Source organism: Enterobacter cloacae complex sp. HYC003_NIDB (genome assembly GCF_056673375.1).
The window spans coordinates 3,631,312-3,647,980 of sequence record NZ_CP114220.1 but is presented as its reverse complement, the minus strand read 5'-3'; the positions used below and the strand labels follow the sequence as shown (position 1 = coordinate 3,647,980).

Here is a 16,669-nt window from a genome sequence, read left to right as displayed (position 1 = left end):
CATTCCGGTGCGGAGTCCTCTTCGTGTGCTATACCCGCCACGCGTTACACACCTGCCTCAATCCCATTGGGCGCCATTTCAATTTGCCAGGAGCGCTCCGGGTGATTTGCTGCTTGACTGAATTCTTAATGAGCAGGCGACTTGCTGTCCGCCGCTGGCTAACTTCGCTCAGCTGTCGATGTTTCGTTTCGATGGGTTAACAATACTAGCGGTATTAATATATAGCAATACCGCCAGTATTAATAAATCTTTGATTAATACTAAGAGTATGAATTTGATGTGATTTTATTTTTGTAAATACCAGTGCTACGCTTAAAAAAACAGCAGGAGGGATGTGCATGGTTCTGGATGAAGAGCGTATAAGCATGAAAATTCAGGCGATGGGGCGGGCGGTGATGGAATTGTCACTGGCTGATTTACCCATGACCCAGCAAAACATCATCGACAAGCTGAAGCAGTACCGGAAGGAAACAGGAAACGTGATAGGGAAGGGAGCTAACAGGGATGCTGCGGAGTTGGTGAGGAAGGGGCAATAAAAAAGCCCGCACGGGCGGGCAGGTAGTGTTGCGATAGTTATTGTTATCAGCTTCAGGCTGGATAGTTATCGGCAGAATGGGGGATAGCTTTATGGGTGGGCAATAAAAAACCCGGCGCGGTGGCCGGGTTAGTTTAGGCGACGAGTGATTCTATCCAGGTGTCCCTGCTGTGGAAAGGGAGCACTAAAGCTGTGTCATTGAAAAGCAATGATAACTGCTGTAATTCAGGTGTTAAGCCATCACTATCAACAATCACAAATCTATTGCTTATGGCTGGGACTGCCTGGCTTAAATCCACTATTTTCCCCACAGTTGAGTGAGCAGTATTCCAGCCTTTACTGCTGGATAAGCTGACTGTAAACCCTCGCTTTGGAGCTACAAGTGGAGACTCATTTCTTAAGGTTAATGGAACGGTGATGTTATGCCCGCTAATGCCCCGCACCTTCTCTTTTAGTGCCAACCTTGTACCAAGTCCTACGGATTTTAGATAACTAATCACGCATTTTTCAAACTTATCATCTTTAACTTCCGCATACCAATCAGCGGTTTGAGCAGATGCCAGCAGTCCACCTCTTATGACGCTAGCCGTAACCTGCCCAACAGAAAGCTCATCGGCCCAGGCGGATATTTCGCCAGAATCATTCAGAGTGATGCCCTGCGATGCGAGAGATGACCTTATCAAGTCAATTTTCTTTTTCGTCAGGTGGATGCCTCTAGCCTCAATGTTCATTAACGTGTCGCAGTAATCGGTGATCCTATACTGACCACTCATTTCCTGAACAAATACGCTTATATGCTCACTATCGTCATAGTAAGTAAATGGGCTAACAACGCGCAGCAACGTGTCGCTCATTGGGTGGCATTCAAACCCGAGCTTAGATATTACTGTTGAACACGTTACATTTCCCATGATAGCTGACCTGATTTGTCTTGATTTGGTAAAGGCGGTTGGCCTTCATAAGTGATATTAAGCGCCCGACAGAAATAATTCCAGTAGCCCAAAAAGTCATCCGGGCTGATGTCGGTATCGAGTTTTAGTGCTATCTCCTCACCGGCCGCTTCGAAGTACATGTGATAGTGCGGGCCGCGAGCAACCTCAACAAAGTCCGGATGATTAATTATAGATCTATTGCGGTGAGGCTTGTTATCAGCTGGGTATGGGTCGAGAGCATAAATTCGCTTATCATGAAAAAACATGACAAAAGAAAGCTTCACGATATCAACACCTTCAACGATAGGTGCGCGCCAATGCAGCATGAATCTTACGCCAGTTATTGGATTGCCATTATCATCAAAAGCCTTGAGATCCAGCTTAAACCAGATCGGAGTGCGGCCCTCGCTACCATTCCAAGTAACACCATTAAAGGTTACTTTTTTGGGACGAGAAATGGCCTGATCAACCTCTTTCTGAGTAGGCTTAAAGTCACCTTTTTTAGCCACTGATTGATATCATCCTGAATATTATTGTCATGTGAGCGCTTATAGACGCTCAATATCTACTCACCAACCATGCGCTGACCAGAACATCTTTCCGCTCACACCAGCCGCATCTTCGTCTCTACTGCAACACCGATAATTCGACAGTTACCATTCACCGCTACCAATGGCCACTGTGGATTTAAACCCTTCAGGTACTTCTGCGCACCGTCGATCACTAACTTCTTAAATGTTGCCTCGTTCGAATCGGATAGCTTTGCTATTACTAGGCTGCCGTTGATCGCCTCGCGCCCAGTATCGAAGAGGACAAAGGTTCCTTCTGGGATGCTAAGACCCGCCGGTGCTGTCATTGAGTCACCATCTACCTGTAGCCAGAATGCCTCACCTTGAATGTGAGCATCTGATTCAAGCCAAAGGTCTATATCCTTTAGGGTGTACGGCTCAACCGCTTCACACCAGGCGCCCGCCTGAACTTTGCTAATCACCGGATATTTTGAGCCAGGTGAATAATGCCCTGCGAAAGAAGTATTTTCCGACGCCACCGAGCTCATATCAGAGATATCCTTCGCAAGTGACGGGCTGAAATCAGAGACACTAACCCCAAGAAGCCTGGCAAAGACCGATGCTACCGCTGTATTTAAGGCATTCCTTCCATTGAGGTAATGGCCGACGGCACCCTGAGAAATGTCCAGCGCGTCCGCAATGGATTGCTGAGTAATACCCAGTTCTTTTTTCTTCGCTTCGTAAAGGGCTTTTAAACGCTGTGAATCAGCCACTTGAGCGGGGGTGAGAATCTTTTTCTTTTCCATTATCAGATATTAATACCAAAGCTCATATTTTAAAAATACCGCAAGTATTGATTTGTGTAATACTTCTGGTATTGTTTGGTTATGCACTCAATGGAGCAACCACATGAAAATTTCTTTAGCTGAGTTTGTTGGCGAGGTAGGTCAGGCCAAAGCAGCTGATGCCATCGGCGTTCACCAAACGGCAATTAGTAAAGCGATCAGGGTTGGTCGTCAGATTTTTATCAACAAGCTTCCTACTGGCGAGGTGAAGGCGGTCGAATACCGCGATTTTCCTCATAGCAAGAAGCAGGAACATCAGGAATAGCACATGCAATCACTTACTTATCAACACAATACCGGATTACACCCGGGAGCGATGATAAACCGCGCTCAAGCTAAAGCGGCGCCAGACCACGAAAAGATCCGCGATGCGGTCCGGGCATGGTCGTCGGCGCTGGACAATCAGGACGTCGTTTCGGCGCTGATCATTAACGAATACCGGGAGCAGGGCGGTACCGCCATCAGCTTTCCGGAAGACATCAGCCGGGCGCGCCAGAAACTGTTTCGCTTCCTGGATAATCGCTTCGACTCCGAGCAGTACCGCGAGAACGTGCGCCAGCTGACGCCCGCAATCATGGCCGTGCTGCCTGTTGAGTATCGCACTCGCCTTATCGGTGCCGATTGCAAAATGTCTCGTCTGGCTGAAGCCGAGAAAGAACTCGCTGAGGCTAAACAGGCCGTGCTGCTGGACGCTCCAGAGCATCAGAAGCTGAAAGAGGTAAGCGAGGGTATAGCGTCGCTGTTCCGCCTCATGCCGGAGCAGGTAGGCCCTCTGATGACGATGGTTACGTCGATGCTGGGGGTTATGTGAGAACTACAAAAATGGCGAAAGCCGGTCTGCGCGAACAGAACCGACTTTCAGGTGCAAATGCAGATAACAAGTGCGAGGTCATTATGACAAATGCTAATCCAAAACGCCAGGCGCAGGAGGTTTAACTGTGTCGAACGTCGCTTACGCAAATTTCGCGGCGCACTCAGCCGCAAGGAGCAACAGGATGGAGAACCAGAAATCTGGTTACGTCCCGTTGTACCGGAGCATCAAGAAGAAGTCCTGGGCTAAGGATGTTTTCCTGCGCGCGCTGTGGGAGAACCTGCTCATTGACGCAGCCAGACAGCCATACACGGCATTCTTCAAGGGCAAGCAATGGCCTCTGCAACCCGGTCAACTGGTCGTCACTGCTGCGGATCTAGGCCTTCAGTTGTGTGACCGCCAGGGCAACCCGACAAGCCGCGACGCAGTGGAGAGAATGCTGTCTGTTTTCGTCCGCGAAGGGATGATTTCCATCGAAGGAGAGAAGCGAAAAGGCAGGGTGATCACCATCACGAACTACGTCGAATATGCTCAAAAAATGGACGATTTACCCGCACATAAAGCCGCACATACAGGCGCACATGATGAAGCCAGTAACGGCGCGGGTTCAGATGGGTATACCGCACATAAGGCCGCACAATTCCCCGCACATCATGAACAAGAAGGTAATAACAAGAATATAAATAACTTATCGTCCGAGAATTCTGACGAATCCTCTGACGCACGTCTCAAGAAATTTTTATCAGCTCATCCAGAAGCTGCGATTTACACACCATCCGGTGCTAAGTGGGGATCGGCTGAAGACCTCAAAACCGCCCAGTGGATATCTGCCAGGGTGAAGCAGATTAACCCAACCTGCAAAGCCCCGGACATGACCTCCTGGTCTAACACCGTTCGCCTGATGCGCCAGATAGACAACCGGTCGCACCAGGACATCTGCGCGCTGTATGACTGGGCAAGCAAACACCACTTCTGGCAGACCAACATCCTGAGCCCTGAAAGCCTGCGTAAGCAGTGGGACAAGCTGACGATGCAGCGCAATGCTGGTGCCGAGCAGCGCGCCGCTAAGCCGGATCTGGACTTCAACAACACTGACTGGGCTTATGGGGTGATTCGATGAAATCTCTTGCAGAGCAGATGCGTAACCACGACCGCGAGCAGATGAGCCGCATGGCTCATAACCTGCCAGAGCAGTACCAGGAACGCGCACCGGTCGAGCAGGTGGCTCAAGTGTTCAACGGGCTGTTCAACCAACTGCGTGCCGCGTTCCCGGCTAGCATGGCGAACTTCCGCACCCAGGGCGACCTGAACGAATTCCGCCGTCAGTGGCTGCTGGCGTTTCAGGAGAACGGGATTCACACCATGGCTCAGGTCGATGCCGGCATGCGTGTAGCTCGCCGCCAGGAGCGTCCATTCCTGCCGTCTCCGGGCCAGTTCGTCGCCTGGTGCAAACAGAGCGGCGGGGTGCTGGGCGTCAACGTTGACCAGGTGATCTCCGAATACTGGGACTGGCGTAACCGTTCGTTCGAGTTCACTTCCAGTGAGCATTTCCCCTGGTCGCAGCCGGTCATGTACCACATCTGCGTTGAACTGCGCCACCGCAGCACAGAGCGTCAGTTAACTCATGGTGAGCTGGCGCGTGAAGCCGGTGACCTGCTGGACATGTGGGAGAAGCGCGTCACCGAGGGTAAACCAGTGCCGCCGGTACGCCGGGCAATTGCAGCTCCGGCTGCCGAGCATGGGCCTACGCCGATCCAGCTACTTCAGGCCAAGTACAACCGCAACAAGTCGAACGGGATGGTGTGAGATGACCATAACAATCCGTGGGCAGATTCTTGCAGCCCTGCGTAATAACCCGGGCCTGAATAGTGCTCGCATTGCCACCATGATCGGCATGACCACCAAAAAGATTTCCGGCCCGCTAAGCATGTTGTTTGCTGACGGTCTGATCGAGTTCGAAGGCAAGCACGGCCAGCGGCTGTATCGGCTGACCAGCTACGGCATGAAATACGCACCGGAAACCATACCTGCCATGCCGAAGGGTAATTCGAAGCTGGTGCAGCGTACAGAGGCAAACGTGATCTGCCAGGAGTGCCGCAACAGTCCGGCGATGAGAAGGGTATTGATGGTTTGGGGGAGAGTGACAGCATGATTACCGAAAAAGACAATGTTTTTTACTGCGATTGCGGATTTTCTTTCCAGAGAGGTCGCAGTGGCGCGCATGACTGTGCTGATGGTCTGCGCAATAAATTGGTCGAGTCTGAATCCAGATGCGCGGCGCTGGCTGCGGAGAATGCGGGGCTGAAGGCTGCCTTGCGCCCATCAGACATCCCAAGTGAGTGGACGGACGCATTTGGCGACACTGCAGTAATTGAGCATGACTCAACAGGAGACAATCAGTGGCATTCAGTCTCATGGTCATGGGTTGGGAATCAGGAAGAGGTTATCAAATCCGTTCTGCTTGCTGTCGATAAAGGCATCGAGACCCCTGCGACGGACGCTTTCCTGGCTGAAGTGCGGGCGCAGGCCCACAAGGAAGGCGCTCACTTTGTTGCTAACAGGATGCTGGCCGCATGGGAGTCTGGGTTTATCGATGACACGGCGAAGAACGCGGCAGACATCGCACGGATGATTCTCACATCTACAGAGTTTATGGATGATGCGCCAGAGGGGGATTTCGATCGCTCGTTCGCTGATGGAGTACTCGAAGACATAGCTGCCCAACTTCGCCAGGAGGCCGCCAAATGAGCAACATCGACAAACAGGCGCGTGATATGGAACGTGAATATTTCATTCTGAGCACTGCTCACACCCATCGCGGCGACCCGTATATCACTCTGTGGGCGGCAGATGATAGCGGCTACCGGTGTCGATGCCACACGGCAGGCCGCTATGCCGAAAGCCATGTGTTATCAAACCTCGGCTACTACAACAACGGCGTACAGACGGTTGCGGTGCCGTGTGATGTAGCCGAGCCACTGTCTCACTCAGTCGCTAAAGGCTTCTTTGACGATAATGATGGGCGCTGGCTTCGCAATAACGCAGCGACCTGGAAAGAGCTGCTGAAGCATGCCATTGCCGCGCCTAAGCACGTTCCGGCACCAGAATATCGCGGAGCGCCGCGTAAGGTTGAGGACTAACCCATGAGCACACTTACCAAAGAATGGCTGCAAAAGACTATCGCAGAGCTTGAAGAAGAGCGCGATGCTGTGCCCGGCGTTGTAAACGAAGATGCTGCCATGGCGCTGGCGGCGATGAAGATTGCGCTGGCATCGCTCGAAGCGGAGTCTGTGGCGTTCAGGTCAAAGTTAAAGCCACCATCTTCTATCGGTAGCGAGCACTGGGATTATACGGATCATCGACAGCCAGATGCTTTCGAACTTGAGAGCTGTGTGATTGAGCGACTCTTCACCGAACCTCCAGCGCCGGTAGCTGTGCCAGCTGGATACAGATTGCAGCCAATATCTGAATATGACGCCATGTGTTCCGCCATGCTTCAGGGTGTCGAAAACGCCGAGACGCTCACCACCATGCAGACCGCTTCAGCTCTGGATTCTTCGCCAAAAATTGCCGAGTCGCCCACCGGCATAAATCAGGGTAAATCCGAACCTGTAACGACGGCTTACAAGTTGCCTGAACCAATCAAAGACAATCGCCTCAATTCCGGGGAGGAGGCTGATGATTACTATTCTGGCTATCAGGCCGGGTGGAATGAATGCCTTGAAACTGTGCAAGTGATTTATGAGGGCAAACCAGATGCAAAATGAAATAATTTTTTACATGGATAAAGCTGTTGATTTGTTCAACTCGCTGCGAGAAGAGAAGGTTTCAGAGCGCATTGATAACGCTCATCTTGGAGCTATGGGGGCGGTTAACGTTCAGGTGTGGACATCTGTCTTGGGCGGGACGTTGCAATACGAAACTTCAAACGGCGGATGCACCTTGCGCGTAATTCACACATATCCTGCCCTGGAGGAAAATATTCAGGATGGCTGGGTGGCTTGCAGTGAGCGGATGCCGGAGCGTGAAATCGATGTTCAGGTTTATTGCTCTGACAAAAAAGAACAAATGGTCGGCTACATGGAGCGTAATGAGCGGGATGGTTATTTCCGCTTTGCCTCCCTGCCTAACGGTGGTGGTGTTTACTGTCAGCCAACCCACTGGATGCCCCTGCCAGAAGCACCGCGGCAGGAGGATAAATGACTCCACTACTCTGCCCATTTTGCGAATCGACAACGCTTAGCATTGGATACTCATTCAGTTTTCTTGGAAAGAAACGCTACGTCTCATGCAGATGTGGCGCTCAAGGGCCAGAGAAACGCACCAAATCTGAAGCAATTTCTGCATGGAATAGCCGAATGAAGGTGTGGTTTTACAGCCCCGAAACGCTGACATGTGCTGGCGAGCGCAGGAGAACTGCGGCTTACATTGATAGCCTTAAGCAAGATGGATTTATGCCTGAGCTAATTGCAGCGCCGCAGCAGGAGGTGAAGTGATGGACGAGCTCAAAAATTTCAGCGCGACTGACTGGTTATTTTTTGCAACGATGATTCTAGCCTGGCTTCATTTGGCAGCCAAAGCGTATGGCTGGTTTATTGGTTTTCTGTTTCGCCGTTGTTGGCGCTGGTGGAACCGGAAAGACGAGAAAACCCTAGCTATGGATTCGTTTTACGAGGCTTTTGATCTGGCTGATATCAATCCTGGGGATAGCATTGTGATCACCACCCACAGTGGAATGACGATCCGCATTCATCGGCCCGATGCTAAGCGCGACGTAAAACCGCTTTGACGCACAAAATTCAGGCCTCTTCGGAGGCCTTTCTCTTCAGTTGATTTTGTTGAATCAACCGTCCATACTTTCTTTGCTGATGGCCTGAACACCCATTGGTGACTTCTGCGCATTTAAGGGGACTTAAATGCGACCACAATCTGAACTCCTCACCTTGTCACAGATGCAGAAATGCACCTGCGATTTTCTGCATTCTGCGTTACCTCTCGGAGGTGGCGTATGAAGCAGCACTACTGCATCGTCAACGACACCGTTAAAGACAACCTCATCGCGTACATCCGCTCCCTTCCAGTAAACCCTCGCGCGCCGATGGTCGTTGAAGCCCGGGAAGAGACGCGCACTGACAAGCAAAACCGTCTGATGTGGCCGTTGTTGAAAGACCTGTCTGACCAAGTTGTCTGGCACGGCGAAAAGCTTACCCGCGAAGAATGGAAGGACCTAATCACCGTTCTGGTAAACCAGACTCAGGACCAGGAACAGAAATCCGCGCCGGGCATCAACGGCGGCCGCGTTTATTTCGGCGTCCGCACATCCAAATCCAGCAAACGCTATATGGTCGACGTGATCGAGGCGATTTACTGGTTCGGTACCGACCGCGGCGTGAATTTCTCCGAAGCATCCAGTAAGCGCATCACCTGGGCGCAAGAGTGGAGGGCTTCCCGTGGGTAGTCCTCTCGCGCGCGTCATCACAAATCACATCTTCAACGTTCCGGCGCGCCGCAAGCGTAAGGCCGCGGTTAAGCCGTCAGACATCCCGACCCTGAAAGGCTACACCGCCCGCCTGGTGGATCAGAAATGGCTGCGTCTCGCGGCACGGAGGAATCATGCGTAAACCATCCCGCCGTAAGTGCAAAGTATGCGGTGAATACTTCGTGCCGAAATTCCACGACATCCGGATCCGCTGGTGCTGCCCGGAGCACGGAGCAATTCTCGCGATGGAAGAACGCGAGAAGGAGAAGGTGAAAGCCGCTGCTAAGCGCATTAAAGAGCAGAAGGAGGCAGAGAAGGCCGGGCGCAAACGACGTAAGGAGAGGCTGGCAGAGCTACGGCCAGCAGGTTACTACAAAGCTCAGGCACAGCAGGCTTTCAACGCCTACATCCGTGCGCGCGACGCCGATTTGCCATGCATCAGCTGCGGAGAGACCAATACCCCGGATCTGCACGGCGGCCAGTGGGACTGCGGCCACTTCAAAACGGTCGGCGCTAACCCTGAACTGCGCTTTGAAGAGCGCAATGCCCATAAGCAGTGCAAATCCTGTAATGCCGGAGCGGGCAAATACACCGCCAAAGAGGCGACGGTAGCGCAGCAATACGAAGCTGGTCTGGTCGCTCGTTACGGGCAGGAGTACGTGGACTGGCTCAACGGCCCCCACGAAATGACCAACTACCGCCGTGAAGACTTCATTCGGATTCGCGATGAATACCGCGCCAAGCTCAAAGCACTGAAACAGCGGGAGGCCGCATGAACCAAGCCGATTTCCTGCGGTACCAGGCCGAAAGCGTAAAGCGCGCCAGCATGCCGCCAGTAGCAAAGCACAGCCAGACAAAAACAAACCAGCCACAGAAGGAAGCCGCATGATGAACAGTCAGCAACTGGAATACGTACGTCAGCAGCTCATGGTGGCGACCGCAGATTTAAGCGGGGCGACGAAAGGGCAACTGGTAGCTTTCGCTGAGAACGCGCAGTTCACTGCGACGGAACGCAGCCGGGGCCGGAAAAAGGTATTCGACAAGGATAAGCAGCGCATGGTCAACCCGGATGGTCCGCCGATGAGTGGCAGCCAGTCACGCGCTAAGGGTTCATCTATCGCGCTGGTAGGTCCGGTGGAGTTCGTGACAGCATCATGGCGCCGCGCTGTCCTGTCGCTGGAGGATCACCAGAAAGCTTGGCTGCTGTGGAACTACAGCGAGAATATCCGGTTCGAGTACCAGGTGGCGATAACCCACTGGGCGTGGGCCGAGTTTCGGGAGCAGCTCGGCGCGAAGAAGGTGGCGGGCAAGACGATGGAGCGCCTAAAGAAGCTGATATGGCTGGCGGCGCAGGACGTCAAAGCGGAGCTGGCTGGGCGTAAGACGTACGAATATCAGGCGCTGGCGTCGCTGGTTGGCGTAACACCAAAGAACTGGTCAGAGACGTTTACGGACCGCTGGGTGGAGATGCGCCGCATCTTCCTGCGACTGGACAGTGGTGCTTTGTTGCAGGTTACGCGATCACGTTCACAACAAAAGGCGACAAATTTAGACTCAAGTCTTGCAAAACTGGATTGAAACGCATATATTTCATGTAAATCTGATATCGTCGCCATAGCTTCGTAGGTCGACAAAAAATTACAAGCCTCGCCATCGTGCGGGGCTTTTTCGTTTCAGGGTCAGAAGCACTGCGGTTGTGCGTTCGGCTGTTAACCGAATGGTCGAAGGTTCGAATCCTTCCTGTCCCGCCAGATTCGCCGGTCTAGTTCAGTGGCAGAACGGCAGCCTTGTAAGCTGCGCGTCAGAGGTTCGATTCCTTTGCCCGGCACCAGAACCCACTACCTGGGACCCTTCGGCCAGAGAGCCGACATTGCCTTACCCTCATCTTCCCGGCCTGTCGCCGGGTTTTTTATTCCAGGCCCCGGGAACCATCCTCGACATGCCTTCTTGTTAAATCGTCCCGAGGGCCTGAACCAACTACACACGGAATAAATATGTCTGAGACCTTCACTATCGTAGGCGTTGGTCTTACATCGTCATCAGTCGGTGTAACCTTTGCCACGCTGTTTCCGGAGGCGACTCCAGCAGTGATGCTCGGATCACTCGCCGGAACGGCGCTATACGTTCTGACCTCAGATCCCCATCAACTCTGGAAGCAGGCTATCTTTGCGCTGATATCGTTTATCAGTGGCGTGTTCTTCTCCGTTCCCATGGCGAAAATCATGGCCGGAATCATCAACACGCCGTTAAGCCTGATGAAGCCACCGGCCAGCATTGAGGTATCGCCAGCTGTCGGTGCAATTGTCACTGCTTCCATTTCCGTGGCAGTCCTGCTGCGTATTCTCCGCAAATCCAAAAGCGGGAAGATGCCGGGACTGGGGGAGGAAGATAAATGACATGGCAGCTTCTTCTGATGGATGCAAACGCCATAGTTTGCCTGTTAATCATGGTCAGGCTGATGTTTTTCCGGAAAGAGGGAAAGCGTCATCGCCTGAGTGTCGCGGTGCTGGCCTATCTGGTCATTCTTGCCGCCGGATTCAATGCCTTCAACATTCTGCTCGGCCACTACGTTCAGGTTAACCTCGGCGATCTGCTGCTTAACTCCGTCATCTGCATGGCGGTGTGGCTGGCGCGCGGGAACCTGGCGAAGGTCGTTATAACGGAGTAGTCCATGCAAACCAGCGAAAAGGGGATAGCCCTGATCAAAGAGTTCGAAGGCTGTAGACTCACCGCCTACCAGGACAGCGTCGGTGTATGGACGATAGGCTATGGCTGGACTCAGCCTGTCGACGGCAAACCAATCCGCGCTGGGATGACGATTAAGCAGGAAACAGCAGAACGTCTGCTGAAGACCGGGCTGGTCAGCTATGAAAACGACGTGTCCCGCCTGGTCAAAGTTGGCCTGACTCAGGGACAATTCGACGCCCTGGTGTCGTTCACGTACAACCTCGGCGCCCGTTCACTGTCGACATCGACCCTTCTGCGAAAACTCAACGCCGGTGATTACGCTGGTGCTGCCGATGAGTTCCTGCGCTGGAATAAAGCTGGCGGCAAAGTCCTGAATGGGCTGATCCGTCGGCGTGAGGCGGAGCGCGCTCTGTTCCTGTCGTGATTGGCGCGCTGCTAAGGCGTTACTGGTTGCAGTTGCTGGTGGTGGCGGTAATCGGCGTGCTGGTGTTCTTCGTGAACCACTACCGCGACAACGCCATAACCTACAAAGACCAGCGCGATAAGGCTACCGAACAGCTCAGCCTTGCGAGCGCCACCATCAAAGACATGCAGACGCGCCAGCGTGATGTCACTGCACTGGATGCTAAATACACTGGAGAACTGGCTGATGCCAAAGCCACTATCGATCAGCTTGAGCGCGATGTTGCTTCTGGCAAACGTCGGTTGCAGCTCAACGCAAGCTGTCCCGCGAACAGAGCGACCAGCACCGGCAGCCTGGGCGATGCTTCCAGCCCCGGACTTACTGACTCCGCTGAACGGGATTATTTCACCCTCAGAGAGCGAATTGTCACAGTGACGAAACAGGTTGGATATTTGCAGGGCTATATCAAAGATCAGTGTATGAATTAACAAAATACTACTGAATGCCCAAACTGTCTTTTATCATTGACTGGCCTAATTTAAGAGGACTAAGTCAATGTCAGTAAGTCAGTTAATCTCAAAATCTACAGTTAGAATTGAGTGTGATGTAGTTGGAGGTGGCGTGTCGGTTGGTACGGGGTTTTGGTTTGGTTTTTCAACTACAGAAGATTCAGGTCTGCCATTACTCGTAACAAACAAACATGTGATTGCTAATTCCACTACAATTCGTATTAGATTAAACGTTTCATCAACTGCGAACCAACAATTAAAATTTTATGACGTAACAATTAACAATCCTAATGATTTCATACAGCACCCCGACCCAAATATTGATCTTTGTGCCTTACCTATAGGTCCTTTTCTAAACGAGTTAGGTTCGCAAGGGATCGAAGTTGATAAATTTTTCTTCACAGACCGTAATTTTCTTAACCAGCATTACGTTACTCCAGTTGAAGAAGTTTTTATGACTGGCTATCCAAATGGCTTATGGGATACGGTCAATAACAGGCCTATTACCAGAAAGGGGATCACTGCCTCATCATTGCTTGAAGATTGGCAGGGCAGGCCTGAATTCATGATTGATATGGCCTGTTTTGGGGGATCCAGCGGGTCGCCTGTGTACATTATGAATGAAGGCGGCTTTTCAACCTCAGATGGATGGGCGATCGGAAATAGATTTATCTTTTTGGGGGTGTTATATGCCGGCCCAACTCTTGATGTAAATGGAAGTATTAACATAGTAGATGTTCCTACTGTAGCTACGCCAGTGGTTAGCACAACGTTAATGATGAATTTAGGTATGGTGATTAAGGCAGAGCAGTTGAATGGACTCAGGCAGTTGCTAGGTATTTGAGATATTAGACAACCGCCTTCGGGCGGTTTTTTGTTGCCATCACCATGAGTATCCCCATCGAAATGGCAATATCCCCACAAGCGGATAAAGAGGCTCTCAATGTCCGACATCTACCAAATCACGCTAACAACCCAAACAGGCGAAACCTTCACGGGCAAGATGTCACGACGTCAGCCTGAGTTGGTAAACGGCTTCGTGCCTCTGGCGACGGAGACGGGATAGTGGCTTTACTTCGCTCCGGCCGATGTGAAGCGCGTGGAGTTCACGCCGGTACCGACAGAGGAAGACACCAATGGCGATGAGCAGACTGTCAGTTGAAATCAAAGGCAGGTGGTGGCTTCCCGTTTACATCAAGACGCTGACAATGTTCTGCTTGATGATGCGGTGCGAGCCTGATTACCAAAAGGTGGGTAACTTCATCGTTAAGTATGGCATTAGCCAGAAGTTGAAGTATGAGCCTGTAAAGAGATAACGGAGTAACCAATGGCTAACGATGACGAGCGCAGGCCTTATCCGCCAGTTAACTTCATCGCATCCGACAACTGGCAGCCATACACCAGGCTCATTCCCGCCAATGAAGTGCATGAGTGGGTAAGTCGCCAAATCATCAGCGATACCGGCAGCATCCATAACCCTGACCACGAACACCTTGCTGAGGCTGACCTCTGCTTCATGTGGGCTTCTGACTCTTTAGCGAAGAAAGGGCGCTATGTTCTCGGTCAGGCTGAACAGGTAATGCTCCGCGCAGGCGGTTGGCAGAAAGCCAGAATGGAACAGCAGATGCAGGAATGGTTCGGGCGAATCCCGAAGTTCATTATCACGCTGGCAGCTGACTACTGCTCGCAATGCAGCGACCTTGAGTTCTGCGCACTGGTAGAGCATGAGCTTTACCACATCGCACAGGCCACCGATGATTTCGGCGCTCCTAAGTTCAACAAAGAGACAGGGCAGCCAGTGCTAACTCTGCGCGGCCACGACGTCGAAGAATTCACTGGTGTCGTACGTCGATACGGTGCCAGCAAAGAAGTACAGGAGCTCGTTGATGCGGCCAACTCGCCAGCAGAAGTGGCTCACATCGATATAGCCAGGTCATGCGGGACGTGCATGCTAAAACTGGCCTAACAATATGACTGATTATGACAGGCAGGTAATCTATGGCGACACTGAAAGGTGAGGTCAAAGCCTTCATCGTTCAGTCTCTTGCCTGCTTCGATACTCCATCTCAGGTGGTTGAGCTGGTCAAAAAAGAATTTGGCCTGAGCATCACACGTCAGCAGGTCGAATCTCACGACCCGACGAAAGCAAACGGCAGGGGGCTGGCGCAGAAGTGGGTGGACATGTTCAATGCCACCCGCGAGCGATTCCAGAATGAAATCTCCGATATTCCGATCGCTAACAAGGCATACCGACTCCGCGTTCTCGACCGTATGGCAACGCGCGCCGAGGGCATGAAGAACCTCGCGCTTACGGCAGAGATTATCGAGCAGGCGGCGAAGGAATGCGGCGATGCCTACACCAATAAGCACAAGTTTGAACATTCCGGCCCGAATGGTGGTGCCATCCAGACGATCACCATGAGCAAAGAGGAATACAAATCCGCACGGCAGGAGATGATGGAGGATGACGACTGCTGAGCAAAGGGCATTTGCCCGTAAGGTTGAATGCGAAGAGGACGGGCTCTATTACGCTCGTTACTTCTTCAAGCAGCGCACCGGCGGAAAGATGATTGTCGCGCCTCACCACAAGGTGATTCAGCAAACGCTGGACCGCGTCATTGATGGTGAGATTCAACGCCTGATCATCAACGTACCGCCTGGCTACACGAAAACGGAACTGGCGACCATCAATATGATGGGCCGAGGGCTGGCGCTGAACTGCCGGGCTCGCTTTATGCATCTGTCCTATTCGCACAACCTTGCACTGCTGAACTCCTCAACCGCGCGCGGCATGATTAAGTCGCAGGCCTACCAGTCGATGTGGCCGATGGCGCTGCGCGATGACGCTGACAGCAAGGCCATGTGGTGGACTGAGCACGGCGGCGGCGTTTATGCGTCGTCAGCTGCTGGACAGGTTACCGGCTTTCGTGCCGGACACATGGAGCCGGGCTGGCAGGGCGCGCTGATTATCGATGACCCGGTAAAGCCTGATGACGCTTACTCTGAGATCGTCCGCGACGGGGTCAACAACCGTTTTAACGAGACAATCAAATCACGACTGGCGATCGAGACGACGCCGATGATTGTCATCATGCAGCGGATCCATTACCACGACCTGAGCGGCTATCTGCTGCGTGGCGGGAGTGGAGAGAAATGGCATCACCTGAATCTGCCGGTGATTATCGACAATAGTCAGCCATACGCAGCGCAGTACCCTGAAAACTCACACGCTATACCGATTGACCATGGCTTACCTGACGGCTGGCTGTGGCCTTTTAAGCATAATGAATCGCATCGTATATCGCTGTTCTCGCACCGGCGCACCGCAGAAGCCCAGTATATGCAGAAGCCTCGCAGGTTTAATGCAGAAGGCGCTCTGTGGACAGAGGAGATGATCAGCGCGGCACGCGAACTGCAAATTCATCACGATAAGGTTCGCACTGTCGTAGCCATTGACCCGCAGGCAACAAACAGCGACGAAAGCGATGAAACAGGCATTGTCGCTGCCAGCTCATATGGTTCCGGTGACAAAAAGCAGTTCTCTGTGGATGGCGATTACAGCGGCAAATATTCACCTGCTGGATGGGCCAAGAAAGCCATATCGGCTTATGAGCAACACGAAGCTGACGCGATAGTTATTGAGACGAACCAGGGCGGAGATATGGCGGAGGAGACACTACGCAACGCCGGGTTCAAGGGTCGCATCATTCGTGTCCATGCCAGCAAAGGTAAGTATGCCCGCGCGGAGCCGATATCGGCGCTCTACGAACAGGGGAGAGTGGCAAATCACGGCAATCTCTACGTATTGGAGAACCAGCTGATGGAATACATCCCCGCCACCGCGAAGAAATCACCTGACCGCCTCGATGCGATGGTTTACGCACTGACTGAACTGAATGGATCGCAACCTGTGGGGATGATGATTCCGAAACGCCTTCGCTAACCAAACGGACAAACC

General features: G+C 52.4%; 28 protein-coding genes, 2 tRNA genes and 1 pseudogene. 28 read left to right on the top strand and 3 right to left on the bottom strand.

What is annotated here, in order from left to right:
* Positions 1-338: 338 nt before the first annotated feature.
* Positions 339-536 carry a hypothetical protein gene (locus O1722_RS17480; RefSeq protein ID WP_023313997.1) on the top strand — a complete coding sequence of 66 codons (198 nt, stop codon included), beginning with the start codon at positions 339-341 and terminating at the stop codon, positions 534-536.
* A gap of 133 nt (positions 537-669) precedes the next feature.
* Here the strand turns inward: O1722_RS17480 and O1722_RS17475 are convergent, their stop codons facing one another.
* From O1722_RS17475 to O1722_RS17465, 3 genes are all read right to left on the bottom strand, one after another.
* Positions 670-1,446 (bottom strand): DUF1828 domain-containing protein, encoded by a 777-nt coding sequence (locus O1722_RS17475; protein WP_026080590.1) that lies wholly within the window; start codon positions 1,444-1,446, stop codon positions 670-672.
* A complete protein-coding gene (locus O1722_RS17470; protein ID WP_017383046.1) occupies positions 1,434-1,976 on the bottom strand; it encodes a hypothetical protein in 543 nt (180 codons plus the stop codon). Before O1722_RS17470 ends, O1722_RS17475 begins: the two co-directional genes overlap by 13 nt.
* A 95-nt stretch (positions 1,977-2,071) precedes the next feature.
* Complete coding sequence (locus O1722_RS17465; protein ID WP_017383045.1) at positions 2,072-2,782, bottom strand: LexA family protein; 711 nt, start codon at positions 2,780-2,782, stop codon at positions 2,072-2,074.
* A 103-nt stretch (positions 2,783-2,885) separates the two neighbouring features.
* Between O1722_RS17465 and O1722_RS17460 the strand changes: the two genes are divergently transcribed.
* The 27 genes and pseudogenes from O1722_RS17460 to O1722_RS17330 all read left to right on the top strand — a co-directional run bounded on the left by O1722_RS17460 (position 2,886) and on the right by O1722_RS17330 (position 16,654).
* Positions 2,886-3,086 carry a Cro/CI family transcriptional regulator gene (locus O1722_RS17460; protein WP_017383044.1) on the top strand — a complete coding sequence of 67 codons (201 nt, stop codon included), beginning with the start codon at positions 2,886-2,888 and terminating at the stop codon, positions 3,084-3,086.
* Positions 3,087-3,089: 3 nt separating this feature from the next.
* Positions 3,090-3,632, top strand: a complete 543-nt coding sequence (locus tag O1722_RS17455) for a toxin YdaT family protein (protein WP_032666797.1) — start codon at positions 3,090-3,092, stop codon at positions 3,630-3,632.
* A 184-nt stretch (positions 3,633-3,816) separates the two neighbouring features.
* Positions 3,817-4,752, top strand: a complete 936-nt coding sequence (locus O1722_RS17450) for a replication protein (protein WP_058686603.1) — start codon at positions 3,817-3,819, stop codon at positions 4,750-4,752.
* Positions 4,749-5,438: a replication protein P gene (locus O1722_RS17445; protein ID WP_058686604.1), complete on the top strand. Its 690-nt coding sequence runs from the start codon at positions 4,749-4,751 to the stop codon at positions 5,436-5,438. The genes O1722_RS17450 and O1722_RS17445 overlap by 4 nt, the downstream gene beginning before the upstream one ends.
* Before the next feature lies 1 nt (position 5,439).
* Positions 5,440-5,784 (top strand): ArsR/SmtB family transcription factor, encoded by a 345-nt coding sequence (locus O1722_RS17440; protein WP_058686605.1) that lies wholly within the window; start codon positions 5,440-5,442, stop codon positions 5,782-5,784.
* Positions 5,781-6,380, top strand: a complete 600-nt coding sequence (locus tag O1722_RS17435) for an ead/Ea22-like family protein (protein WP_230200639.1) — start codon at positions 5,781-5,783, stop codon at positions 6,378-6,380. Before O1722_RS17440 ends, O1722_RS17435 begins: the two co-directional genes overlap by 4 nt.
* Positions 6,377-6,772: a hypothetical protein gene (locus tag O1722_RS17430; RefSeq protein WP_058686606.1), complete on the top strand. Its 396-nt coding sequence runs from the start codon at positions 6,377-6,379 to the stop codon at positions 6,770-6,772. The genes O1722_RS17435 and O1722_RS17430 overlap by 4 nt, the downstream gene beginning before the upstream one ends.
* A gap of 3 nt (positions 6,773-6,775) precedes the next feature.
* Positions 6,776-7,399, top strand: coding sequence for a hypothetical protein (locus tag O1722_RS17425; RefSeq protein ID WP_058686607.1), 624 nt, complete (start codon positions 6,776-6,778; stop codon positions 7,397-7,399).
* On the top strand, positions 7,389-7,835 hold the full coding sequence (locus O1722_RS17420; RefSeq protein WP_058686608.1) for a DUF551 domain-containing protein: 447 nt from the start codon (positions 7,389-7,391) through the stop codon (positions 7,833-7,835). Before O1722_RS17425 ends, O1722_RS17420 begins: the two co-directional genes overlap by 11 nt.
* On the top strand, positions 7,832-8,128 hold the full coding sequence (locus O1722_RS17415) for a Lar family restriction alleviation protein (protein WP_072209414.1): 297 nt from the start codon (positions 7,832-7,834) through the stop codon (positions 8,126-8,128). The genes O1722_RS17420 and O1722_RS17415 overlap by 4 nt, the downstream gene beginning before the upstream one ends.
* Positions 8,128-8,421, top strand: coding sequence for a DUF4752 family protein (locus tag O1722_RS17410; protein ID WP_058686609.1), 294 nt, complete (start codon positions 8,128-8,130; stop codon positions 8,419-8,421). The genes O1722_RS17415 and O1722_RS17410 overlap by 1 nt, the downstream gene beginning before the upstream one ends.
* Positions 8,422-8,640: 219 nt before the next feature.
* On the top strand, positions 8,641-9,090 hold the full coding sequence (locus O1722_RS17405; RefSeq protein WP_032671038.1) for a recombination protein NinB: 450 nt from the start codon (positions 8,641-8,643) through the stop codon (positions 9,088-9,090).
* Positions 9,083-9,253 carry a NinE family protein gene (locus tag O1722_RS17400; RefSeq protein ID WP_058686610.1) on the top strand — a complete coding sequence of 57 codons (171 nt, stop codon included), beginning with the start codon at positions 9,083-9,085 and terminating at the stop codon, positions 9,251-9,253. The genes O1722_RS17405 and O1722_RS17400 overlap by 8 nt, the downstream gene beginning before the upstream one ends.
* Entirely contained in the window at positions 9,246-9,887 is a 642-nt protein-coding gene (locus O1722_RS17395) for a recombination protein NinG (protein ID WP_058686611.1), read from the top strand. The genes O1722_RS17400 and O1722_RS17395 overlap by 8 nt, the downstream gene beginning before the upstream one ends.
* Positions 9,884-10,000, top strand: coding sequence for a hypothetical protein (locus O1722_RS17390; RefSeq protein ID WP_089557750.1), 117 nt, complete (start codon positions 9,884-9,886; stop codon positions 9,998-10,000). Before O1722_RS17395 ends, O1722_RS17390 begins: the two co-directional genes overlap by 4 nt.
* Positions 10,000-10,689, top strand: coding sequence for a bacteriophage antitermination protein Q (locus O1722_RS17385; RefSeq protein WP_058686661.1), 690 nt, complete (start codon positions 10,000-10,002; stop codon positions 10,687-10,689). The genes O1722_RS17390 and O1722_RS17385 overlap by 1 nt, the downstream gene beginning before the upstream one ends.
* Before the next feature lie 98 nt (positions 10,690-10,787).
* Positions 10,788-10,862: transfer RNA gene (locus O1722_RS17380), tRNA-Asn, on the top strand.
* 5 nt (positions 10,863-10,867) lie between these two features.
* Positions 10,868-10,942 (top strand) — tRNA-Thr (locus tag O1722_RS17375).
* Positions 10,943-11,105: 163 nt separating this feature from the next.
* Positions 11,106-11,507 (top strand): putative holin, encoded by a 402-nt coding sequence (locus tag O1722_RS17370; RefSeq protein WP_001514183.1) that lies wholly within the window; start codon positions 11,106-11,108, stop codon positions 11,505-11,507.
* The gene (locus O1722_RS17365) at positions 11,504-11,779 is read left to right on the top strand and encodes a phage holin family protein (protein WP_001514184.1); all 276 of its coding nucleotides are present in this window, start codon (positions 11,504-11,506) and stop codon (positions 11,777-11,779) included. The genes O1722_RS17370 and O1722_RS17365 overlap by 4 nt, the downstream gene beginning before the upstream one ends.
* A 3-nt stretch (positions 11,780-11,782) precedes the next feature.
* On the top strand, positions 11,783-12,223 hold the full coding sequence (locus tag O1722_RS17360) for a lysozyme (protein WP_058686612.1): 441 nt from the start codon (positions 11,783-11,785) through the stop codon (positions 12,221-12,223).
* Positions 12,220-12,690 carry a lysis protein gene (locus tag O1722_RS17355; RefSeq protein ID WP_058686613.1) on the top strand — a complete coding sequence of 157 codons (471 nt, stop codon included), beginning with the start codon at positions 12,220-12,222 and terminating at the stop codon, positions 12,688-12,690. The genes O1722_RS17360 and O1722_RS17355 overlap by 4 nt, the downstream gene beginning before the upstream one ends.
* A gap of 67 nt (positions 12,691-12,757) precedes the next feature.
* On the top strand, positions 12,758-13,555 hold the full coding sequence (locus O1722_RS17350; RefSeq protein WP_058686614.1) for a S1 family peptidase: 798 nt from the start codon (positions 12,758-12,760) through the stop codon (positions 13,553-13,555).
* A 99-nt stretch (positions 13,556-13,654) separates the two neighbouring features.
* Positions 13,655-13,873 (top strand): annotated as a pseudogene (locus O1722_RS17345) (hypothetical protein).
* A 165-nt stretch (positions 13,874-14,038) separates the two neighbouring features.
* Positions 14,039-14,677: a putative metallopeptidase gene (locus O1722_RS17340; protein ID WP_058686616.1), complete on the top strand. Its 639-nt coding sequence runs from the start codon at positions 14,039-14,041 to the stop codon at positions 14,675-14,677.
* A 32-nt stretch (positions 14,678-14,709) separates the two neighbouring features.
* Positions 14,710-15,189 (top strand): DUF2280 domain-containing protein, encoded by a 480-nt coding sequence (locus O1722_RS17335; protein ID WP_022651005.1) that lies wholly within the window; start codon positions 14,710-14,712, stop codon positions 15,187-15,189.
* Positions 15,176-16,654, top strand: a complete 1,479-nt coding sequence (locus O1722_RS17330) for a phage terminase large subunit family protein (RefSeq protein WP_058686617.1) — start codon at positions 15,176-15,178, stop codon at positions 16,652-16,654. The genes O1722_RS17335 and O1722_RS17330 overlap by 14 nt, the downstream gene beginning before the upstream one ends.
* The last annotated feature ends 15 nt before the right edge of the window (positions 16,655-16,669 follow it).

Excerpts from the sequence above, each read along its gene's own strand:
- O1722_RS17330 (WP_058686617.1), top strand. The coding sequence starts at position 15,176 with ATGACGACTGCTGAGCAAAGGGCATTTGCCCGTAAGGTTGAATGCGAA.
- O1722_RS17465 (WP_017383045.1), bottom strand. The coding sequence starts at position 2,782 with ATGGAAAAGAAAAAGATTCTCACCCCCGCTCAAGTGGCTGATTCACAG.
- O1722_RS17365 (WP_001514184.1), top strand. The coding sequence starts at position 11,504 with ATGACATGGCAGCTTCTTCTGATGGATGCAAACGCCATAGTTTGCCTG.
- O1722_RS17475 (WP_026080590.1), bottom strand. The coding sequence starts at position 1,446 with ATGGGAAATGTAACGTGTTCAACAGTAATATCTAAGCTCGGGTTTGAA.
- O1722_RS17335 (WP_022651005.1), top strand. The coding sequence starts at position 14,710 with ATGGCGACACTGAAAGGTGAGGTCAAAGCCTTCATCGTTCAGTCTCTT.
- O1722_RS17420 (WP_058686608.1), top strand. The coding sequence starts at position 7,389 with ATGCAAAATGAAATAATTTTTTACATGGATAAAGCTGTTGATTTGTTC.
- O1722_RS17480 (WP_023313997.1), top strand. The coding sequence starts at position 339 with ATGGTTCTGGATGAAGAGCGTATAAGCATGAAAATTCAGGCGATGGGG.
- O1722_RS17350 (WP_058686614.1), top strand. The coding sequence starts at position 12,758 with ATGTCAGTAAGTCAGTTAATCTCAAAATCTACAGTTAGAATTGAGTGT.
- O1722_RS17450 (WP_058686603.1), top strand. The coding sequence starts at position 3,817 with ATGGAGAACCAGAAATCTGGTTACGTCCCGTTGTACCGGAGCATCAAG.
- O1722_RS17455 (WP_032666797.1), top strand. The coding sequence starts at position 3,090 with ATGCAATCACTTACTTATCAACACAATACCGGATTACACCCGGGAGCG.
- O1722_RS17430 (WP_058686606.1), top strand. The coding sequence starts at position 6,377 with ATGAGCAACATCGACAAACAGGCGCGTGATATGGAACGTGAATATTTC.
- O1722_RS17405 (WP_032671038.1), top strand. The coding sequence starts at position 8,641 with ATGAAGCAGCACTACTGCATCGTCAACGACACCGTTAAAGACAACCTC.
- O1722_RS17460 (WP_017383044.1), top strand. The coding sequence starts at position 2,886 with ATGAAAATTTCTTTAGCTGAGTTTGTTGGCGAGGTAGGTCAGGCCAAA.
- O1722_RS17435 (WP_230200639.1), top strand. The coding sequence starts at position 5,781 with ATGATTACCGAAAAAGACAATGTTTTTTACTGCGATTGCGGATTTTCT.
- O1722_RS17390 (WP_089557750.1), top strand. The coding sequence starts at position 9,884 with ATGAACCAAGCCGATTTCCTGCGGTACCAGGCCGAAAGCGTAAAGCGC.
- O1722_RS17410 (WP_058686609.1), top strand. The coding sequence starts at position 8,128 with ATGGACGAGCTCAAAAATTTCAGCGCGACTGACTGGTTATTTTTTGCA.
- O1722_RS17385 (WP_058686661.1), top strand. The coding sequence starts at position 10,000 with ATGAACAGTCAGCAACTGGAATACGTACGTCAGCAGCTCATGGTGGCG.
- O1722_RS17440 (WP_058686605.1), top strand. The coding sequence starts at position 5,440 with ATGACCATAACAATCCGTGGGCAGATTCTTGCAGCCCTGCGTAATAAC.
- O1722_RS17395 (WP_058686611.1), top strand. The coding sequence starts at position 9,246 with ATGCGTAAACCATCCCGCCGTAAGTGCAAAGTATGCGGTGAATACTTC.
- O1722_RS17370 (WP_001514183.1), top strand. The coding sequence starts at position 11,106 with ATGTCTGAGACCTTCACTATCGTAGGCGTTGGTCTTACATCGTCATCA.
- O1722_RS17445 (WP_058686604.1), top strand. The coding sequence starts at position 4,749 with ATGAAATCTCTTGCAGAGCAGATGCGTAACCACGACCGCGAGCAGATG.
- O1722_RS17340 (WP_058686616.1), top strand. The coding sequence starts at position 14,039 with ATGGCTAACGATGACGAGCGCAGGCCTTATCCGCCAGTTAACTTCATC.
- O1722_RS17360 (WP_058686612.1), top strand. The coding sequence starts at position 11,783 with ATGCAAACCAGCGAAAAGGGGATAGCCCTGATCAAAGAGTTCGAAGGC.
- O1722_RS17415 (WP_072209414.1), top strand. The coding sequence starts at position 7,832 with ATGACTCCACTACTCTGCCCATTTTGCGAATCGACAACGCTTAGCATT.
- O1722_RS17425 (WP_058686607.1), top strand. The coding sequence starts at position 6,776 with ATGAGCACACTTACCAAAGAATGGCTGCAAAAGACTATCGCAGAGCTT.